Raw genomic sequence first — 19,675 nt, 5'->3', positions numbered from 1 at the left:
CGGCCGGAGCCGGCCGTCACCGCGCGGACCGGGCGGGCGCGGGCAGGATCTGCCGCAGCCGCGGCGACGGGTGCCAGTCGCGCTTCCACTCGCGCGGATAGCCCACCGACACCTCCTCGTGCCGGATCCCGTCGTGCCAGGTGGTGCGGGGCACGTGCAGATGGCCGTAGACCACGGCCGCGGCGCGGTAGCGCACCGGCCAGTCGGCGGTGGCCTCCGTGCCGCACCACAGGGCGAACTCGGGGTAGCGCAGGATCCGGGTGGGCTCGCGCACGACCGGCCAGTGGTTGATCAGGACCGTCGGCAGGGAGGGGTCGATCGCGTCGAGCCGCTCCTTGCTGACCGCGACCCGGGCCCGGCACCAGTCCTCGCGGCTCGGGTACGGGTCCGGGTGCAGCAGCACCTCGTCCGTGCAGACGACCCCGGTCTCGTACGCGTACTCCAGCGCGTCGCTCTTCGCGTACGTGCCCTCGGGCCGGAACGTGTAGTCGTAGAGGAGGAAGAGCGGTGCGAGGGTCACCGGGCCGCCCTCGCCGCGCCACACCGGGAAGGGGTCCTCCGGCGTGAGCACGCCCAACTGGCGGCAGAGCTCGACCAGGTGGCGGTAGCGGGGCTCGCCGCGCAGCTGGTTGGGGTCGTCCCGGGGCGTCCACAGCTCGTGGTTGCCCGGCGACCAGATCACGGTGTCGAAGCGCTCGGCGAGGGTGCGCAGGGACCACTCGATGTCGGCCGCCATCTCCGCGACGTCACCGGCGACTATCAGCCAGTCGCCCTCGTGTTCCGGCCAGAGCTCGTCGACGAACTTCCTGTTCTCGGGATACGCCACGTGCAGGTCACTGATGGCGAACAGCCTCGGTGCCCTCCGCGGTGATGCAGATGTCGTCACCAAGTGAGGCTATCCGAAGGGGCTGGATCTCCCCTAGCCCGGCCGGGATAGTGGGCTGGCCCGGCCGGGACAGTGGGCCGGGACCCAGAAGCGCGACCGCAGAGGGGGCCGGCTTGGACGCGGGCACGACAGCAGGCTTACGGATCGCGGCATCGGTCATCGTGCCGTTGGTGAAGCGCCTCCTGCTGCCCAAGGGCGGCCCCGGCGCGGAGTTCGGCGAGCGGCCGGTACGGCTCGGCCGGCTGCTCTCCTTCACCGGCGACCGCCGCACCCTCAGCGAGGCCGACCTCTACCAGCTGGCGCGGGAGCTGGTGCGCCGCGCGGTCCGCGCGGCGGGACCGCACGACCCGCCGATCGCCCCCGACGAGCAGAACGCCGTGGGCTACGCCCTCGGCCACACCCTGCGCGCGCTCGGCGACCTCGACATGGACGACGTCCAGGCCTTCGACCTCGGCCCGCAGAAGCTCGCCGACGCCCTGGTGCGGGCCAGCGCCCCGGAGACCCGGGCCCTGCTCAGCGCCGACGCCGCGCGGCTGCACGACCGGCTGCTCGTCACCGCCTGTCTGCACCTGGTCCACCAGTTCAGCAAGCGCCCCGGCTTCGAGGCCCGCACCCAGGTCGAGCTGCGCCGCGCCCTGAGCGAGCAGAAGGAGCAGCTGCGCCTGCTCCTGGAGCGGCTGCCCGCCACCACCGCCGAGGACACCGACTTCGAGCGGCGCTACGCGCACTACGTGATCGGCCAGCACTCCACCCTGACCATCCACGGCGTGGACCTGCACGACGCGCAGAGCCAGGCCTGGCCCCTGGAGACCGCCTATCTGAGCCTGGAGGCGGTGCCCGCGCGCGACCCGGCCGAGCCGGTGCCCGGCTCCGGCAACGGCTACTCCGACGGGGAAGGGGACGGGGGCGGCGTCGACCCCGACCCCGACTCCGAGCGCACCACGGGCCCGGTCGAGGCGGCGCTCGCCGGGCACGACCGGGTCCTGCTGCGCGGCGTCGCGGGCACCGGCAAGACGACCCTGGTGCAGTGGCTGGCCCTCACCACCGCCCAGCAGGACGCGGTGCCGGGGCACCTGCCGCAGCTCCTCGGCCGGGTGCCGTTCGTGCTCCCGCTGCGCACGCTCGCCCGCGAGGACGCCGAACTGCCCCTGCCGGACGGCTTCCTGCGCTGGATCGGCTGCCCCCTGACGGGCACCGAGCCCGCCGGCTGGGCGGTGCGGGTCCTCCAGGCCGGGCGCGGCGTGCTCCTGATCGACGGGGTGGACGAGATCCCGGAGGCGGAGCGCCCCCGCGCGCGGGCCTGGCTCGCCAGGCTGCACGCGGCCTTCCCCGGCAACCTGTGGCTCGTCACCACCCGGCCGTCGGCGCTGCCCCGGGACTGGCTGGGCCGCGAGGGGTTCCGCGAGTTCACGCTCACGCCGATGCGGCCCGGTGACGTACGGCGGTTCGTGCGGCGCTGGCACGAGGCGGCGGGCGCGGACGAGGAGCTGGCCGCGACCCTGCTGCGGTCGGTGCGCGCCAGCCCGGAGCTGAGCCACCTCGCCACCAACCCGCTGCTGTGCGCGCTGATCTGCGCGCTGCACCGCGAGCGCAGGGGCTTCCTGCCGCAAGGGCGGGTCGCGCTGTACGAGGCGGCGCTCTCGATGCTCCTGGAGCGCCGCGACCGCGAGCGCGACCTGTACGGCAGGCTCCCCCCGAAGCTGGACGAGAAGTCCGCGACGGAGCCGCTGAAGCGGTTCGCGTACTGGCTGATCCGCAACGAGCGGACCTGGCTTGAGCGGCAGACGGCCGTCGACCTGGTGGACAGGCTGCGCCCCTCGGTGCCGCAGCTGGCCCGGGCCGGAAGCGCGGAGGACGTGCTGCGGCTGCTCCTGGACCGCTCGGGCCTTCTTCGCGAACCGGCCGCGGACGCCGTGGACTTCATCCACCGCACCTTCCAGGACTTCCTCGGCGCGAAGGCCGCCCTGGAGGAGCACGACATCGGGGCGCTCGTCGCGCACGCGCACCTGGACCCCTGGGAGGACGTCCTGCAGATGGCCGTCGCCCAGGCCAGGCCCGACGAGCGCGCCGAACTCCTGACGCGCCTGACCGGCCGGGCCGACCGCGAGGAGGACGACGGGGTGCGCACCCGGCTCCGCCTGCTCGCGCTCGCCTCGCTCGACCAGGCCACCCGGCTCGACCCCGGCGTCCGCGCCGCCGTCGAGGAGCGGGCCGCGCAGCTCCTTCCGCCGCGCAGCATGCGCGAGGCGCGGGCCCTCGCCGAGACCGGCACGCTGCTGCTCGGCCTGCTGCCCGCCGCCGGCACGCTGACCGGCGACGCCGAGGTGACGACCGTGCATGCCATCTGCCGCATCGGCGGCGACGCGGCGCTCGCCCGCCTGCGCGAGTTCCTGGCCACGCCCCAGTCCGCGGTGCGCGCCCAACTGCTCGCCCACTGGGACCGCTTCGACACCGACGCCTACGCCGACGAGATCGTGCGGCCGCTGCTCGCCGCCGGGGCGGGCGAGGCCGTCACGGTGCGCTCGCCCGCCGAGCTGAAGGCACTGAGCGCCCTCGCCGGATACGAACGCGTGGCCTTGCAGGGCGACTTCAGCGAGCAGGACATCCTGGGCGCCCTCGCCCCCGGCACCCTGCGCGAGCTGCGGCTGCGCGGCAATCTACGGCTCAGCGGGCTCGACTTCCTCGCCGCGTTCCCGGCCCTGGAGACGCTCGCGCTGCACGGCTGCCGCGCCGTCAGCGACACCGCGCCGCTCACCCGCCTTCCGCGCCTTCGCCGGCTTACCCTCGCCGACCTGCCCCAGCTGGAGCCGCTCGCCCGGCTCTCGGCCTGCCCGTGCCTGGAGGAGCTGCTGCTCGGGGCCGCCGTGCCGTGGCGGGGCCTGCGCGACCTGCCGCGGCCCGGCGCGCTGCGGCTGCTCGCGCTGCCCCCGGACGCCGTGGAGCTGGCCGCCGTCACGGACCTGACCGAGCTGCGCGAGCTGCGCCTGCACAACGCGAGCGACCGGCTGCGGCCCGACGACTGGGACGCCCTGCTCGCCCGGCTTCCCGCCCTGCGCTCGCTGCGCCTGTCGCACGAGCAGCTGAGCATCATGCTGTTCCCGCCCGGCGCGCGCATTCCGCAGCTGACGCGCCTCGAAGTGCGGGCGCGCCCCGGCGCTTCGGTGTCGCTGCGGCGGATCGCCCGCCGCCTGCCCGGCCTTGAGGAGCTGCATCTGACGCTCTTCGACACCGTGGACCTGGTGCACCTCGCGGGGCTTCGCGCGCTGCGCCGGGTGCGGCTCGACTATCCGGGCGAGGTGACGGGGGAACTGCCCGCGGGCGTGGAACTCACGCTCAGGCCGCGGTCCTGAGGGGACGCGTGGGGACGGGAGCCGATCCGCACATGCCCGATCCCCTGCCCCGAAAGCCCTGGCCAGGGAAGTATGGGGGGTGTAACTTCTTTGGCCTTCGCGGCAGTTGACACGCGGCAGTTGACACGGGGTGGTTGACACGGGGTGGTTGACACCGGCAAGGAGGGCACCGTTCACCCCGGCGGCGGACGGCAGTGGAAGGCAGCGACGGACAGCGACGGACAGGAGCGGTTTCCGGCGAGATGCACACATCCGAAACACCTCGGCTGTACGCACGCGACCCGCTTCTGCACCACCTCGTCCCACGACTCACCGGCCTCGCCTACGGCGAACGCGCCCGCGTGCCCTGGGAGTACGACAAGGACCTGCCGCTGGTGCTCCTCACCGGGCGGCACGGCACGGGGCGCACCGCCGTCCTGGCCGCGCTCGAACGGCACTACGCGGGGCGCCTTCCGCTCGCCCGCGTCGACACCGCGGCACAGGACCTCGTCGTCGAGCTCCTGGAGGAGCTGGTGTGCTCCCTCGCCCCCGACGTGAGCCGACGCTTCCCGCTGCTCCTGCCGGGGCTCGTCGCCGTCTACGGCGGATACACCGGAGGCCGTGCGGAGCGGGCCCGCGCCATCGCGCGGATCGCCCGGCTCCTGCTGGCCTGTCAGCTGGAGTCGGGGCCCGAGCCCGCGGTCGCGCAGAAGTGGGACACGCGGGTGCGGGCACGGCTCGCAGGATCCGGAGACGCGGGATCCGGAGCCGCGGGGTCCAGAGCTGCTGCGTCCGGAGGTTCGGGATCCGGAGGTTCGGGATCCGGAGCCGCGGCGGCGGGGGCCGACGCCCACGCCGTCGTGCGCGCCGTGCTCGCCGAGTACTTCGAGCGGTACACCCGCGCCCGCGGCGCCGCCCCGCTGCGCCAGTGGTACCAGGACCGGTACGCCGAGACGCCCGAGAGCCGCGGCGCGGCCCCCGAAGGACACGAGGGCCAGGGCGGCCAGGGCGGCCACGGCGGCCTTGAGGGCCTGGCCCGCCTCGCCGACTGGTTCCACCGGGGCGGCGACTACCGGCTCGCCGCCGAGCAGACCCTCGTGCACGCCTTCCTGGAGGACGTCGCCGCCTCCCGCACCCGGTGGCAGCGCCTGAACCGCGACCCGCGCCCGCTCGCCCTGCTCGACAACACGCACTCCCCCGCCGGGGCCCGCCTGGTCGAGCTCGTCCTGGAGTACCGGGCGCGGCCCGGCGCCGCCCGCCACGACCCGCTCGTCGTCGTCGCGACCCGCCTCGGCGATGCGCCCCCGGACGCCACCGACGCGCTCCACCGGGAACTGCCCGACCTGGTCACGACCACGGGCTGGCGGCGCACGGGGCACGCGCCGTCCGCGGGCCTGGTCGTGGTGGAGCTCACCCCGCTCAGCCGCGACGACGTGCTGCTGATGCTGGACGCCGCGTCCGCCCCGCTGCACCCGTATCTGGCGTCCGCCCTGCACACCCTGACCGGCGGGCACCCGCTGGCCAGCCGGGTGCTGTGCGACGCCGTCCTGGAGCACGCGTCCCGGGCCGCGCCCGCCACGGCTCCGCTCGCCCCGCGCGAGCTGCTCGACCTGACCACCCGGGACGGCCGCCCGGTCAGCGAGGCGATCCTGGAGCGCCTCCTGCCGTCGCCGCACCAGCGCGCCCGGCTCGTGCCGCTGTCGCTCGCCCGCGACAGCACGGCCGCGCAGGCCCTCGCCGCGCATCTGCGCCTGGAGGGCCCCGAGCAGCTGCCCGCGAACGCCGCCGCCGACTACCTGGAGGCCGAGCACTGGCAGCGGGACACCCCGCAGGACCGGCCGCTCGCCGCCGATCCGCTGCTGCACACGCTGCTCGTGCACGAGGCCCGGCGCACCTCGCGGGGCACCGAGTCGCGCCGCGGCTGGCAGGAGATGCACGGCTTCCTGCGCCGCCACCACACCACGCGCGGCGAGGACAGCGAGGCCGACGCGCTGCGGCACACGCTCGCCGCCGGGGACGCGAAGACGGTGGTGGCCGCCCTTTCCGAGGAGTTCCAGGCAGAACAGGACCGGCTCAGCGCGCTGCGCTGGCTGGCCTGTCTGCGGTACGCGGCGACGGCACCGGCGCCGCCCGCGGCCGACTGGGACGACGACCGGGCCGCGATGGCCGCGGGCGCGCACGACGACCGCTACCGCGACATAGACGAGATCGACCGCTGCATCAACAGGCTGCTGCACGGCCTGTGGTACCTGTCCGACGCGACGGCGGAGCCGGAAGCCGACCTGTGCGACGACATCGGGGCCGAGCTCGGGTTCCTCTCCCTTCGCCACCAGACGTGGCGGGCCGTGCTCAGCCAGGCCGCCCGCACCTGGCCGGCCGCCGCCCGCGACAAGCGTCCCCTGCCGCTGCCGGAACTGTGAGGAAGCATGCGTCTGAGCCGCCGCCGCAACGGGTTCGGCCCCCTCGACAAGATCGTCGCGATCGTGGTGCCGCTGGTCCTGATCGCCGTCGGCGTGATCGTCTACCTGGTGCTGCGCCCAGAAGACTGCCCGGGCGGCCTGGAGAAGCACGGCGGGGAGTGCGTGGGCGTCACGGAGAGCGCCTTCGACGGGGACGAGGAACTCGACGGGCTGATCCGTGCCGTCGCCGACGAGAACGCCCGCGTCGAGCGCGCCTGGGAGGACCCCGAGCAGGGGCAGGCCCCCATGCCGTACGGCCGGATCGCGCTGATGATGCCCTTCACGTCGGACGACGCGAGCGCCATGACGGCGGCGATGATCCGCCGGGCCCTGGCGGGGGCGCACGCCGCCCAGCTGCGGGCCAACAGCGGCAGCGGGCCGCACTACCAGCTCCTGATGGCGCCCGACGGCAAGGACCTGGACCAGTGGGAGCCGGTCGTCGACGACCTGGCGCAGCTCGTGGACGACCGGCGCTCGCCCCTCGTCGGCGTGATGGGCCTGCCGAGCAGCACGCCCGAGACCCGGGACGCGATGAAGGCGCTGAGCGCGCGGCGCATCGCGACGGTGGGCCCGGTCATCACCTCCGCCGACATGAACGCCGCGTACTTCTTCAAGACCTCACCGAACAACAGCATGTTCGTGGACGCGCTCGATCACTATCTGAAGCGGAACCGGGGTGACAAGAATGGGTTCCTTGTATACGACAGCCGTCCCGACGACGTGTACTCGCGCAATCTGCACCGGCTGCTGCAGAAGAAATTCGGCGCGGCGTACGGACTGCGTCAGCGCTCGGCCTCCTACCTCGGCTCGACCGGGCCCGCCGCCGGTATCCCGCAGCGATTCCAGTCCGCCGCGCAGAAGATCTGCCTCACCGAATCCGACACGGTGTTCTTCGCGGGCCGCGACCAGGACCTGCCCGCTCTGGTGAAACGCCTGTCGCAGGAGCCCTCTTGCGACCGCAGCCGCCCCGTGCGCATCCTGAAAGTGGGCATCGGCCTGGAGCCGACGCTGACCACGGACGAACTCACCGGGATGCTGCGGGAGACGAAGACGCGGATCGTGGCGGCGTCCTCGGTCACGCCCGCCTGGTGGACGCCGCGCGGGCTGCCCGCCAAGGGCGCCCCGGCGGGCCTCGGCGGCTTCCTGCGGGTCTTCAACGACCTCGACGAGCGGTACGGCATCGGCGAGAAGCCCCTCGACGACGGCTACGCGATCATGTACCACGACGCGTTCACGCTGCTTTCCAACGCGTACGACAGGTCGTACTCCGAAGCAAACGACAAGGCCGGGAGCGGCGGGGGGACGCCCGCTCCCGCGAGCACGCCGACGAAGGACGATGTCTACAACACCCTGATCAACGCGGGCATCGTCGAGCGGGACGGGCGCCTGCTGTGCACCAACTGCCTGCAGGGCGCCGCGGGCACGTACGCCTTCGAGCAGTCGCCCGAGACCCACCAGTGGCCGATCTGCAAGCCCGTACCGGTGATCGAGTACCCGGCACAAGGGCGCGGCGGCGCGGGGAAGACGTACCGGACCTTCGAGGACACGTTCACGTACCCCTGCCCCTGAAGTTCACCGCTCATCCAACGCGCTTAGGCCCGCCTAAGTGACATAGCCCCACCAGCGCTTCCGTCATTGGCACATGACACGAACAAGTGCTTGGCACATTTGGCCTGAATCGATGGCGCGGTAGATGTTTACTCAACTTCCTGGTTGTCTAGACCCATTGACACTTCTGGAAGCGCTCTCCTACCGTCACAAAGGTCGCTCGGACAACGCTAAACACCGCCAAAAGCGCGTGGAGGGGTTCGTGAACAGCACTGAAGGTGTCCGCGATATCGGAATGGCCGCGCCCCGCAACGGCGAGGGCCTCCCCGACGTCAGCCTCGATCAAGCACACTCCCCCCAAAAGGTCCTGGCCCACCGCGATCTGCTCCGTCGATTCGTGGCGGACGAGGAGATCAAACCGGTCCACATGCGGATCGGCATCATGGGCGCCTGCAATATGCGTTGCAATTTCTGCAACTTCCATTCGCCGAACGAGGAGCAGTTCTACGACCTGTTCTCGTTCAAGGACTCCATCACCACCGACAAGGCGATCAACCTGCTCAAGGAGTTCGCCGAGAACGACGGCCGCGCCGTGACCTTCTGCGGCAGCGGCGAGTGCACCATCCACCCGGGCTACGCGGACATCTGCAACGCCGGGCACGAGGTGGGCCTGCACATCGGCCTCATCACCAACGGCTCCCGGCTCGGCCGCCCCAAGGTCGCCGACACCGTCATCAACACCCACACCTGGGTGCGGGTCGGCATGAACGCGGGCACGGAGGCCACGTTCAACGACATCACGCGCGACCGCGAGCAGACGTTCTCGAAGTTCATAGAGAACATCGGCCGGCTGCGCGCGAACGCGGTCGCACCGGACTTCCGCATCGGGTTCAACTACGTGATCACGATGCAGAACTACCGCGAGATCGTGTCGGCGGCCCGCATCGCCCACGAGTCCGGGGCGCACTACGTCCGCTTCGAGCCCGAGTTCTACAGCGCGATGGGGCACGAGACCATCGAGACCGTCATGGAGGAGATCTCCGACTCCCTCGTCGCGGCCTCCGCGCTGTCCACGGACGCCTTCGAGGTGTCGGTGCCGAAGCTCGACCGGGGCCCGATGGACCAGGTCGAGGAGGTCGAGGGCGACTTCGAGCGCTGCCACTACAGCCGCTTCGTGACCGCCGTCGGGGCGGACGGCCATCTGTACCCCTGCCCGCAGGTGCACCTCAACAGCCGCTACCGCATCGGCGACGTCGTCGACCTCGGGTACCCCCAGGTCCTGGAGGGCGGTCCGCGCGCCGAGTGGGAGGCCTCCAACCCCCGCCGCACCGACCTCTGCAAGTCCTGCTTCTACCGGCCGCAGAACGAGCTGCTCGAACTGCTCAAGCGCGGCCAGATCAAGCTGGACGAGGCCCTTGACGCCTACGCGGTCGAGGTCCCCGAGACCTTGCACGCCGACTTCGTCTAGGACGTCAGGACGCCCGGACGGGACGTCAGGACGCCCGGACGTCAGGACCTCCAGGTACCCGCCCGCCCCGTCGTCCGGGGCGGGTCGGTCCCGGCGTCGTTCCGGAGAAGGGGCGGGCCCGGGGCGCCCCGCGAAGGCCGACCACCCGCACCCACAGGAGCGAACGAGACCCGCATGCAGTCCACTCACCTGCACCACCTGCTCACGGCGGGGCCCGCCCTGCGCTTCGCCCCGCCCCACACCCCCTGGTCCCGCGAACTCCGCGCCGTCGTGCAGCGCCTCGCCCGCGTCGAGCGGACCCCCCTGACCACGACCACCACCGCCACGACCACCGCGGACGGCCTGCGCCGCGAGCGGCTGGCCTTCGCCTCCCCCCTGCGCGGCACCTTCCACGGCACCGTCACCGCCCCCGCGGACGTCGCACCGCCCCTCCCCGCGGTGCTCGTCCTCGGCGGCAAGAACGCTCGGATGGAACAGCTCACCGGCGAGACGCCTCCGGACTTTCCCGACCGGAACGTCGCCGAGCACCTCGCCCGCGCCGGGTTCGTCACGCTGTCCTTCGAGCACGGCATCGGCGGCGGCCTCGACGAGGAGCGCCGCGCGGGGCGGGACGAGGGGGCCCTGCTCGCCCACGCGTTCGCGCTGACGGGCCGCTCGCTGCTCGGCGCGCTCGTCGGCGACGCGCTCGGCGCCCTGGACGTCCTGACCGGGCATCCGTGGGCCGACCCCGGCCGCGTCGGGGTGTTCGGGCACAGCCTGGGCGCGGCGGTCGCCCTGCACTCCGCGCTGCTCGCGCCCCGGCCGCTGCCGGTCTGCGCGGCCAGCCACCTGGGCAGCTACCCGGCCCTGTTCGCCCGGCTGCTCACCGGCTACGAGGGCGCCGTCCTGCCGGGCGTCCTGGAGTACGCCGACCTGCCCGACCTGTACGGCGCGCTCGCCCCCGCCCCGCTCCAGCTCCAGTACGGCACCGCCGACTCCTTCCTGGAACCGGCCGACGCGCGCGCCGCGGCCGACGCCGTCCGGCGCGCCTACGCGTCGGCCGGTGGCGATCTGGAGGTCCACGAGCTGGCGATGGGCCACGGCACGCACGTGGGCCACGCCACCGCCTTCTTCACCCGGACCCTGTCGGGGCCCGCCGCCGCGCCCGCCGACGTCCCCGCGCAGCGCATCCACTTCGACGTCGCCGACCGGCGGGCGGTCCTCGACCGCGTGGACGCGGCACTCGCCTCCGGCCACCTCACGCAGGGCCCCGAACTGACCCGCTTCGAGGAGCTCTCGCGGAGCTGGACGGGCGTCGAGGGCGTGGCCGTGGCGTCCGGCGCCGCGGCCCTGGAGATCGCCCTGCGGGTCATCGGCGTGGCGGACCGCACCGTGCTCGTGCCGGTGAACACGTTCTTCGCGACGGCGGCGGCCGCGGTGCGAGCGGGCGCGGCCGTGCGGTTCGTGGACATCGAGCTGGACGGGCTCGGCCTGGCCCCGGACGCGCTGCGGGCCGCGCTCGACCGCCACCCGGACACGGCGGCGGTCCTTCCCGTGCACATCGGCGGCATCGTCCCGCCGTCCCTCACGGAGGTGCTCGCGCTGTGCGCGGAGCGCGGCGTACCGGTCGTGGAGGACGCCGCGCACGCGCTCGGCGCCACCCTGAACGGCGGGTTCGCGGGCTCCTTCGGCCGGTTCGGGGCGTTCTCCTTCTTTCCCACGAAGGTCGCGGTCAGCGGCGAGGGCGGCCTGGTCACCTGCGCGGCCCCCGACGCCGAGCAGGTGCGGCGCTGGCGCGACCACGGCAAGAGCGCCCAGGGCTCCACGCTGCACGACCGGCCCGGCGGCAACTGGCGCATGAGCGAACTGCACGCCGCCGTCGGCTCGGTCGACCTGGAGCGCTTCGGCAGGACCCTGGCGGCACGGCGCGACCTCGCCCTCGGGTACGACGAGCTGCTCGCCGACGTGCCGGGCCTGCGCGCGCACGCGGTGCCGTCCGAAAGCCGCAGCAACTACTACAAGTACCTCGCCTACCCGGAGGCGCCCGTCGACCGGGCGCTGCTGAAGAAGCGGCTTCGGGAGCGGCACGGCGTGGCCCTCGCGGGCGAGGTGTACGACCACCTGCTGTGCGACCAGCCGTACTTCGCGGACACGGCCCGGCCCGCGGACGCGGAGGGCCCCTACGAGCAGGCGCGTTGGTTCGCGCGCCACCACATCGCCCTGCCGCTGTACCCGACGCTCACCCGGGCCGAGCAGACGCGGGTGGTCGCCGCCCTGCGGGAGGAGCTGTCGTGACCGCCGCGCCGGACCGCCCGGCCGTCGTCTCCGCCTTCCGCCGGGGCGCGTGGCAGGAGTCCCTGGACACGGCGGCCCTGCCGGGGACGCCCGCCCGCCGTCTCGCGCTCGTACCGGAGATCGTGGCGCACGCCGACCGCCGCTGGTGGCGCACCGCCCGGACGGCCCTCGTGCCGCTGACCGACCGCCGGGCGCGGGTCCGCGCCGCCCTGGAGCTGTTCGCGCACGGCACGGTGACCGTGGGCGGCCTCGGCCCGCAGAGCGCGGCGGCGTTCCGCACGGCGCTGTGGCAGAGCGCGGGGCTTCCGGGCCCGCTGGTCGAGCGCTGGTGCGCGATGCTGTCCGAAGGCGTCGCCCACCGGGAGGTCCAGGACCACGACGACGCGCTCGCTCTGGTGGCCCTGCCCGGCAACACCTTCACCTGCCTGGACTCCGTGCTCGACCAGGCCGAGCGCTCGGCGGCGGTGTGGGTGCGGCCGAGCCGCCGCGAGCCGCTGTCGGCGGCCCGCCTGGTCGCGGCGCTGCTCGCGGCGGACTGGCCCGCGGAGCGGATCGGCCTGTACCCGACCGGACAGCGCGACCTGCACGGCCTGGTGAAGCTCACCGACCGGCACGTCGTGTACGGCGGCGCCGGGCTCGCCGCCTCGATGCGGGACGCGCCGACCCTCACCCTGCACGGGCCGGGGCGCGGCTGCGCCCTGGTGCCGCCGGGCCTGCCGGTCGAGGACGCGGTGGCCTGGCTGCTGCCGCTCGTCGCCGCCGACTCGGGCCGGTTCTGCCGCAACGTGCGCACGGTGGTGTGCCTGGACGCCGACCCCGAGCCGGTGGCGAAGGCCCTGGCCACCGCGCTCGACGCACTGCACCCGGGGCCCGCCCCCGACCCCGCCGCCCCCGACTGGCCGCTCACCGCCTTCCGCGACCCCGGCGAGGCCGAGCGCGCCACCGCCCACCTCCGCACCCTCCTGCGCGCCGGGGACCGGCTGCTCACCCGCGAGCCCGCGGTCGTCGAGGGCGCGGGCGGCGACGTCTTCGTACGCCCCCATCTCGCCCTGCTCGACGGGCGCTTCACCGCGTCCGACGTCGCGCATCCGCTCGTCGGGCACGAGGTGCCCTTCCCGTTCGCCGCCGTGCTCGGCGCCACCGCCGACGCCGCCCGCGCGATCGCCGGCGACTCCCTCTTCGTCCACCGGGCACCGGCCCCGCACTCCTAGGAGGAGGCCCATGACGACCACGGCCCGCGACGGGCAGACCCCGCAGGTCACCTTCGCCACCCTGTACGACACGCTGCGTGGGCGTCTGCCCGAGCTCGCCGTGGATCTCGACACCTGGACGCGGCGCATGATGCGCTGGCACTTCTCGCCCGCGACGGGCTCGCCGTTCTGGGTGGCCCGGCTGCCCCGGCTCGGCTTCGACCCGCTCAAGGACGTCGACTGCTTCGCCGCGCTCGAACTGTTCGGCCTGTTCGACAAGGGCGAGCTGCGCGCCGCGAGCGCCCTCGACCTGCGCCCGCGCGGCTACCACGACCGCCCGTTCCGGGTGTTCGAGACAGGCGGCACCACCGGTGCGCCCTGCCGGATCGTGAACGTCACGCGCCTCGCGTACGACGTCGAGGTCTACCGCACCGTCCTGGAGGCGCGCGGCGTCGCGGGCGGTGACGTGCTCGCGATGACGCCCAGCGGCCCGCACGCGTACGGGCACTTCGTGGAGGGGCTCGCGGACAGCTGGCGCGGCGCCGTGTTCGCCATCGACTTCGACCCGCGCTGGGTGAAGGCGTCGCTGCGCGCGGGCGGCGAGGCCGACGCCTACACCTCCCACCTGGTGGAGCAGACCCTGACGCTGCTGACCGCCGAGCGGCCCGCGCTGCTCTTCACCACCTCGCGGCTGCTCCTCGAACTCGCCATGCGGCTGCCGCGCCCCCTGCACACGTACGGCATCCGCGCGGTGTGCACCGGCGGCACCACGTGCAGCGCCGCCGAGGCCGCGTTCCTGCGCCAGGAGCACCTCGACGGCGTGCAGTGGATCGACACGTACGGCAACACGCTGGCGGGCCACGCGCTCCAGGCCGACGCGGTGCCGGGCGCGCCCAGGCTGCCCGAGGGCACCGGCCACTCGTACCACCTGCCACCGCCGTTCGCGGTGCTCCAGGTCGTGGACCCGCAGGATCCGTGGCGCGAGGTGGCCGAGGGCGAGCGCGGCCGGGTGCGCGTCACCACCCTCCTCGAAGACCTCTTCCTGCCCAACCTCCTCGAACGGGACAGCGCGATCAGGACCGGGCCGCATCCGTGGTTCCCCTGGGACGGCGTGGCCGCGGTCCGGCCCTTCCGCGACGGCCTCGCGGGCACCGAGGAGGCGGTCGAGGGCGTCTACTGACGCGCTCCCGCCCCTCGCCCGCCCGGCAGTGACGACCCGTCACCTACCGCTGGCCGACACCCCTTTGAGGACCAGGGCCCGGCGCCGACCGCTGCCGCCCCCTCCCCCCCCACCGACCTCTGTCGTAAGGACTTCCGCAAGGACTCACTCTGTCGACCCTGACGTAAGGACTCCCTCGTGAACCTCTCGTCGAACGGCGTACCCATACCCTTTTCGCCCGAGCTCTTCGGCCCGCTGCGCGCCACCGGCACGGCGCCGCTGCCCGACCCCGCCGCCCTGCGGGAGCGGCTGCGCGCGGACGGCTATCTGTACCTGCCGGGGTTCCTCGACCCGGAGGAGGTGCTCCGGCTGCGCTCCGCGTACTTCTCACTGCTTCCGCGCGGCTACCTCGCGCCGGGCACCACCCCCCGCCAGGGCGTGTTCTCCGGCCGGGTGCCCGAGGAGCTGCCCGAGCACGGCGTGGCCGGGCATCCGGCGCACGCCTTCGTACGGTCCAAGACCTTTGACCGCTTCCTCGACGACCCGCGGCTCGCCAAGCTGGCCGCCGACCTCCTGGACGGGGACGCCCGGATGCTGCCGCGCCGCATCCTGCGCCACTTCCACCGGGGCTCGCGCCGCGCCTCACGCGCCCACGTCGACTTCGACTACATGGACGAGGGCTCGCCCCGGGTCGTCACCCTGTGGATCCCGGTCGGCGACTGCCCGCCGCGGTCGGGCGCCCTGGTGTACCTGGAGGGCTCGCACAGGCTGTCCCCCGAGGAGTACGAGCCGCTGCGCGACACAACGGACCGGCCGGACGACCGGCGGCAGATCTCCCACGACCTGGAGTTCACCGCGCGCGCCCTGGACCGCCGCTGGCTGCACGCGGACTTCGCCGCCGGGGACCTGATGGTGCACGTGCCGAGCGTCATCCACGCGTCCCTGGACACCACGACGGACGCGATGCGGCTCTCCATCGACACGCGCTTCATCCGGGCGGGCGACACACCGGACCCGCGCTGGCTGCGGCCGTGGTCGGCGGACGACGGGGCCTGAGGCCTCCGGCCCGGGGCCGGGCCCGCGTCCGCGTCCGCGTCCGCGTCCGCAGGAACGTTCAGCCGCTCAGCGGGACCCGCCGGGGTGCGGGCGTCCCGCCGCGGCGATGATCTCGTCCACGATCCGGGCGTCCGACACCGGGCACACCGGCGGCCGCCCGGTCGCGACCGCGGCCACGAAGTCGGCGATCAGCGGCTGATGGGGGTTGGGCGCGGGCGGCAGCGCCACCTCGCTCGACCCCCGCGCGGTGCGCACGCGCAGGCGCCCCGAGTCGAGCGGATCGAGCGTCAGGGCCCGGCCCCCGCCCACGACCTCGATCCGGTCCACCGGCGGCGCGTCGCCCCACTCCGCGACCACGCGCGCCCGTACGCCGGACGCCCAGGCGAGCTCCACCTCGGCCCGCCGCTCCGCGCCCCGCGGGAAGCGGTCCGTGAGCCGACCGCGCACCTCGTCCGGGCGGCCGAACAGCATGACCAGCAGGTCGAGCCGGTGACTGCCCGCGTCCGCGAGCACCCCGCCGCCCGCCACGGCCGGGTCGGTGCGCCAGTACATCGGATGCCCGGGGCCCGGAGCGAAGGCACAGCGGAACCGCACGTCCACGCGCGCGGGCGTCCAACCGTCCAACTCCTCGCGCAGACGCCGGACGGCCGGGGCGAGCCTGCGGTAGTACGCGACGGCGACGGGCGGCCCGCCACCGAGGCCCGAGCGCTTGTCCGGGTCCAGGTCCAGGCCGTCGGCGGACCCGAGCCCTCCGGCCAGCGGCTTCTCCACGAGCACCGGGCGCCCGGCCGCCAACGCCGCGCGCGCCAGCGGAACATGGAGCACCACGGGCGTGGCCACGTACACCGCGTCGACCTCGTCGCCGAGCAGCGCGCGCTCGTCACTGCCGCAGTCCCGTACGCCGTGCCGGGCGGCGACGCGCGCCGCCCGGTCCGGGTCGCGCCCCCACAGGTACACGGGCTCCTCGCCGAGCGCCCGCAGGGCGGGCAGGACCCGGCGCTCCACGACGTCGCCGTATCCGGCGACCGCCCACCTCACCGCCCGGCCTCCGTCACGGGACGATGACGACCTTCAGGGTCTCGGGCGGCGGCCCGTCGTACGGGGCGCGCTCGGCGTCGGGGTGCAGCGACCTGCTGGCGGACAACTGCTCCATGGCCTTGGGGAGTTCTTCGAGGGCGTACGTGTGGGTGTGCAGGTCGGGCAGGCGCAGCCGCTCCGCGTCGCGGCGCACGAGGCGCTCGGCGACGGCGAGCGCCTCGGCGCGCGCGGTGTCCACGGGCTCGGCGGAGCTGTGCACGCGCAGGCCCTTGCGCTCCCACGTCACGAGGTCGACGGTGACGTGGGTGTCCACGTGGTGGGTGCCGAGCATCACGACGAGGCCGTTCTGCCGGACCAGACCCACGCAGGCGTTGAGGGTGGTGGGGGTGCCGACGGCGTCGATCGCGACGTCGTACTCCTCGCCCTGCGCGGCGAACTCCTCCTTGAGGGCCGCCAGTTGCCGCGCGCTGCCGTCGACATGGCGTACTTCGTCGGCGCCCGCCCGGGTGGAGCGCTCCAGGCGCCACTCGTCGAGGTCGACGGCGGTGACGTGCGCCGCGCCGCGCCGCGCCGCCATGCGCAGCGCCATCTGGCCGACCGGGCCCTGACCGATGATGACGACCCGGTCCCCCAGCCGCACCCCGCGCGTGGCGTGCACGGCGAGCGGCAGGAGCTGGAGCATCGAGCCCTGCTCGAAGGGCACGGAGTCGGGCAGTACGCCGACGGCTATCTCACGCGCCAGCGCGAACTCGGCGTAGCCCGACGTCAGCGGGGTCCGCACGAAGACCCGCCGCCCCGGCGCGACCCGCGAGACGCCGGGCCCGACGGCCTCGACGACTCCGGCGATCTCGTGGCCGTAGCAGCCCGTCGCGCAGTGGTCCCTGAGGCCGTAGTAGTGGTAGTACGCGAGGTCGCTGCGGTTGCAGACGCTGCACGCGCGGACGCGGACGAGCACCTGGCCGGGGCCTGGCTCCGGCACCGGCGCGTCGGTGACCAGCCTGATGTCACGCCGTCCGACAAGTTCGTACCGCCGCAAGGGTTCCTCCTCAACTCGGCCGCGTGGGCGCCCGGGGCAGCCCCCACCGCGGCACGGCGAGAGATCGGCCCCTGACCCGTACACGAATTCCACCGCGCGAACGCGCGTCCTACAAGGTGGCCTCTGGGGCGCGAGGAGCGGGCGGGGCGCGCTGGGGTGGATTGGGGCGTACGGGTCGGGGTGCCGCGCGGTCGCGGCCGGGGGCCCGTGGGCGGGGGCCATGGACGGGGGCCATGGGCGGGGGAGGGCCGATCGGTTGCGACCGGTAGCGGTGGATCGAGGCCGGACCGCCGGGGACCGGGCCGCCGGGGACCGGGCCGCCGGGGACCGGGCCGCCGGGGACCGGGCCGCCGGGGACCGGGCCGCCGATCGACCGTGGTCAGACCGTCACCCCATGTGCTGCTTCACCTTCCGTTTCCTGCTGGTTCGTACGCCTTGACAGTGCCAAATGGGCTGAGCCAACATCCGATTGGCCTGTACCAAGTCGCCCAGCACGGTGTCGGCCCGCTCTCCCACCCCCCGCTCCCCTGTCCCATCGGAGGTCCCGGCATGGTTTCGAGCAGTCCCCCGAGGCTGGAGCAGCTCGCCAACTCCGTGCTGCAGCCGGGCTTCGTCGGCACCACCGAGGTCCCCGACTGGCTGCGCCGCCGGATCGCCGCCGGGCTCGGGGGCGTGGTCCTCTTCGGCCGGAACATCGTCGGCCCGGAGCAGGTCGCGGCGCTCACCGCCGCCCTGCGCGCCGAGAACCCCGACCTGATCGTCGCCATCGACGAGGAAGCGGGCGACGTGACGCGCCTGGAGGCCTGGACGGGCGCATCGCGGCCCGGCAACCTCGCGCTCGGCGCCGTCGACGACATCGACCTCACCGAGCGCGTCGCCCACGACATCGGGCGCGAACTGCACGCGGCGGGTGTCTCCCTGAACTACGCGCCGAGCGCCGACGTGAACTCCAACCCCCTGAACCCCGTCATCGGCGTCCGCTCCTTCGGCGCCCGCACTGACATCGTTTCCCGGCACACCGCCGCCTGGATCCGGGGGCTCCAGTCCGCCGGGGTCGCCGCCTGCGCCAAGCACTTCCCGGGCCACGGCGACACCTCCGTGGACCCGCACTTCGGCCTGCCCCGCGTCACCGGCGGCGCCGAGGAGATCGCGCGCACCGCGCTGCCGCCGTTCATCGCCGCGATGGAGTCGGGCGTACGGGCCGTCATGACGGCACACCTGCTCGTGCCCGCGTACGATCCCGCGCTGCCCGCCACGCTGAGCCCGCGCATCCTGAACGACCTGCTCCGCGGCGAGCTCGGCTTCGACGGCATGGTGGTCACCGACGGCATCGAGATGGGCGCGGTCACCGACCGCTACGGCATCGAGGGCGCCACCGTCCGGGCCGTCGCCGGCGGCGTCGACGCGGTGTGCGTCGGCGGCGAGCGCGCCGAGGAGTCCACGGTGGAGCTGCTCACGGACGCCCTCGTACGGGCCGTGCTCGACGGCACCCTGCCCGAGGACCGCCTCACCGAAGCCAGCACCCGCGTACGGGACTTCGCGACCTGGTCAGGGTCCCGCGCCCGCGCCGCAACGGGCACCGGCCTCCCCTCCGACATCGGCCTGATCGCGGCACGACGGGCGGTACGGGTACGACCGCGCAGCCCTGAGGGGACGACACCCGGTACGCGCTTGCCGGGGACGCGCTCGCCGGGTACGGCGGAGACAGCAGGCACAGCGGAGGCCGACCTCCCCCTCACCATCGCTCCGCACGTCGTGGAGCTGTCCCCCGTCATGAACCCGGCGGTCGACGGCGGCACGCCCTGGGGCGTGGCCGATCCGCTGCGCGCCCTGCGGCCGGACACGACGTCCGTGCGCCTGACGGAACCCGAGCTCGACGGCTTCGACGAGGTCCTGGACCGGGCGGCGCTCACCCCGGCGCACGGCCGCGCCCTCGTGGTCGTGGTCCGCGACGCGGCCCGTCACCGCTGGATGACCGAGGCCCTGGCCCGCCTGCTGCGCACCCGCCCCGACGCCCTGGTGATCGAGATGGGCGTACCGACGGGCGTCCCCCTGGGCGCCGTCCACATGATCACCCACGGCGCCACCCGAGTCTCGGGCATCGCGGTCGCAGAACTCCTCACAGGCCGCGCCCACTCCCCCGAAAGCCCCACAGAGACCCCCGAAAAACTGCCCACCGGCTGATCGAGGTCACGCGGCCTCTCCTCTCGGGCACCGGCTCATTACTGTGCT

12 protein-coding genes are annotated in these 19,675 nt (G+C 74.1%); 9 read left to right on the top strand and 3 right to left on the bottom strand.

What is annotated here, in order from left to right; translation table 11 throughout:
- Window positions 1-16: 16 nt before the first annotated feature.
- Window positions 17-886, bottom strand: a complete 870-nt coding sequence (locus IG74_RS0101315) for a metallophosphoesterase family protein (RefSeq protein WP_030668054.1) — start codon at window positions 884-886, stop codon at window positions 17-19.
- Window positions 887-999: 113 nt separating this feature from the next.
- Between IG74_RS0101315 and IG74_RS0101310 the strand changes: the two genes are divergently transcribed.
- The 8 genes from IG74_RS0101310 to IG74_RS0101275 all read left to right on the top strand — a co-directional run bounded on the left by IG74_RS0101310 (window position 1,000) and on the right by IG74_RS0101275 (window position 15,369).
- Window positions 1,000-4,236, top strand: a complete 3,237-nt coding sequence (locus IG74_RS0101310) for an NACHT domain-containing protein (protein ID WP_030668051.1) — start codon at window positions 1,000-1,002, stop codon at window positions 4,234-4,236.
- Window positions 4,237-4,478: 242 nt separating this feature from the next.
- Entirely contained in the window at window positions 4,479-6,635 is a 2,157-nt protein-coding gene (locus tag IG74_RS0101305; RefSeq protein WP_030668048.1) for a hypothetical protein, read from the top strand.
- Between the two features lie 6 nt (window positions 6,636-6,641).
- A complete protein-coding gene (locus IG74_RS0101300) occupies window positions 6,642-8,243 on the top strand; it encodes an ABC transporter substrate-binding protein (protein WP_030668046.1) in 1,602 nt (533 codons plus the stop codon).
- Between the two features lie 241 nt (window positions 8,244-8,484).
- On the top strand, window positions 8,485-9,690 hold the full coding sequence (locus tag IG74_RS0101295; protein ID WP_234334173.1) for a radical SAM protein: 1,206 nt from the start codon (window positions 8,485-8,487) through the stop codon (window positions 9,688-9,690).
- Window positions 9,691-9,864: 174 nt separating this feature from the next.
- The gene (locus IG74_RS0101290) at window positions 9,865-11,964 is read left to right on the top strand and encodes a DegT/DnrJ/EryC1/StrS family aminotransferase (protein ID WP_037824174.1); all 2,100 of its coding nucleotides are present in this window, start codon (window positions 9,865-9,867) and stop codon (window positions 11,962-11,964) included.
- The gene (locus IG74_RS0101285) at window positions 11,961-13,175 is read left to right on the top strand and encodes a hypothetical protein (protein ID WP_030668037.1); all 1,215 of its coding nucleotides are present in this window, start codon (window positions 11,961-11,963) and stop codon (window positions 13,173-13,175) included. The genes IG74_RS0101290 and IG74_RS0101285 overlap by 4 nt, the downstream gene beginning before the upstream one ends.
- A gap of 10 nt (window positions 13,176-13,185) precedes the next feature.
- Window positions 13,186-14,334, top strand: coding sequence for a hypothetical protein (locus IG74_RS0101280; RefSeq protein WP_030668035.1), 1,149 nt, complete (start codon window positions 13,186-13,188; stop codon window positions 14,332-14,334).
- Window positions 14,335-14,511: 177 nt separating this feature from the next.
- A complete protein-coding gene (locus IG74_RS0101275) occupies window positions 14,512-15,369 on the top strand; it encodes a phytanoyl-CoA dioxygenase family protein (protein ID WP_030668033.1) in 858 nt (285 codons plus the stop codon).
- 66 nt (window positions 15,370-15,435) lie between these two features.
- On the opposite strand, the gene IG74_RS0101270 is transcribed toward IG74_RS0101275, so the two are convergent.
- Entirely contained in the window at window positions 15,436-16,407 is a 972-nt protein-coding gene (locus tag IG74_RS0101270) for a Gfo/Idh/MocA family protein (RefSeq protein ID WP_030668031.1), read from the bottom strand.
- Window positions 16,408-16,420: 13 nt separating this feature from the next.
- On the bottom strand, window positions 16,421-17,443 hold the full coding sequence (locus IG74_RS0101265; protein WP_030668029.1) for a zinc-dependent alcohol dehydrogenase: 1,023 nt from the start codon (window positions 17,441-17,443) through the stop codon (window positions 16,421-16,423).
- Window positions 17,444-17,992: 549 nt separating this feature from the next.
- Between IG74_RS0101265 and IG74_RS0101260 the strand changes: the two genes are divergently transcribed.
- A complete protein-coding gene (locus IG74_RS0101260; RefSeq protein ID WP_030668027.1) occupies window positions 17,993-19,627 on the top strand; it encodes a glycoside hydrolase family 3 protein in 1,635 nt (544 codons plus the stop codon).
- The last annotated feature ends 48 nt before the right edge of the window (window positions 19,628-19,675 follow it).

The organism is Streptomyces sp. NRRL B-1347 (genome assembly GCF_000720325.1).
Classification (GTDB): Bacteria; Actinomycetota; Actinomycetes; order Streptomycetales; family Streptomycetaceae; genus Streptomyces.
The sequence above is the reverse complement of the archived record's forward strand: the minus strand, read 5'-3'. Positions and strand labels throughout refer to the sequence as shown.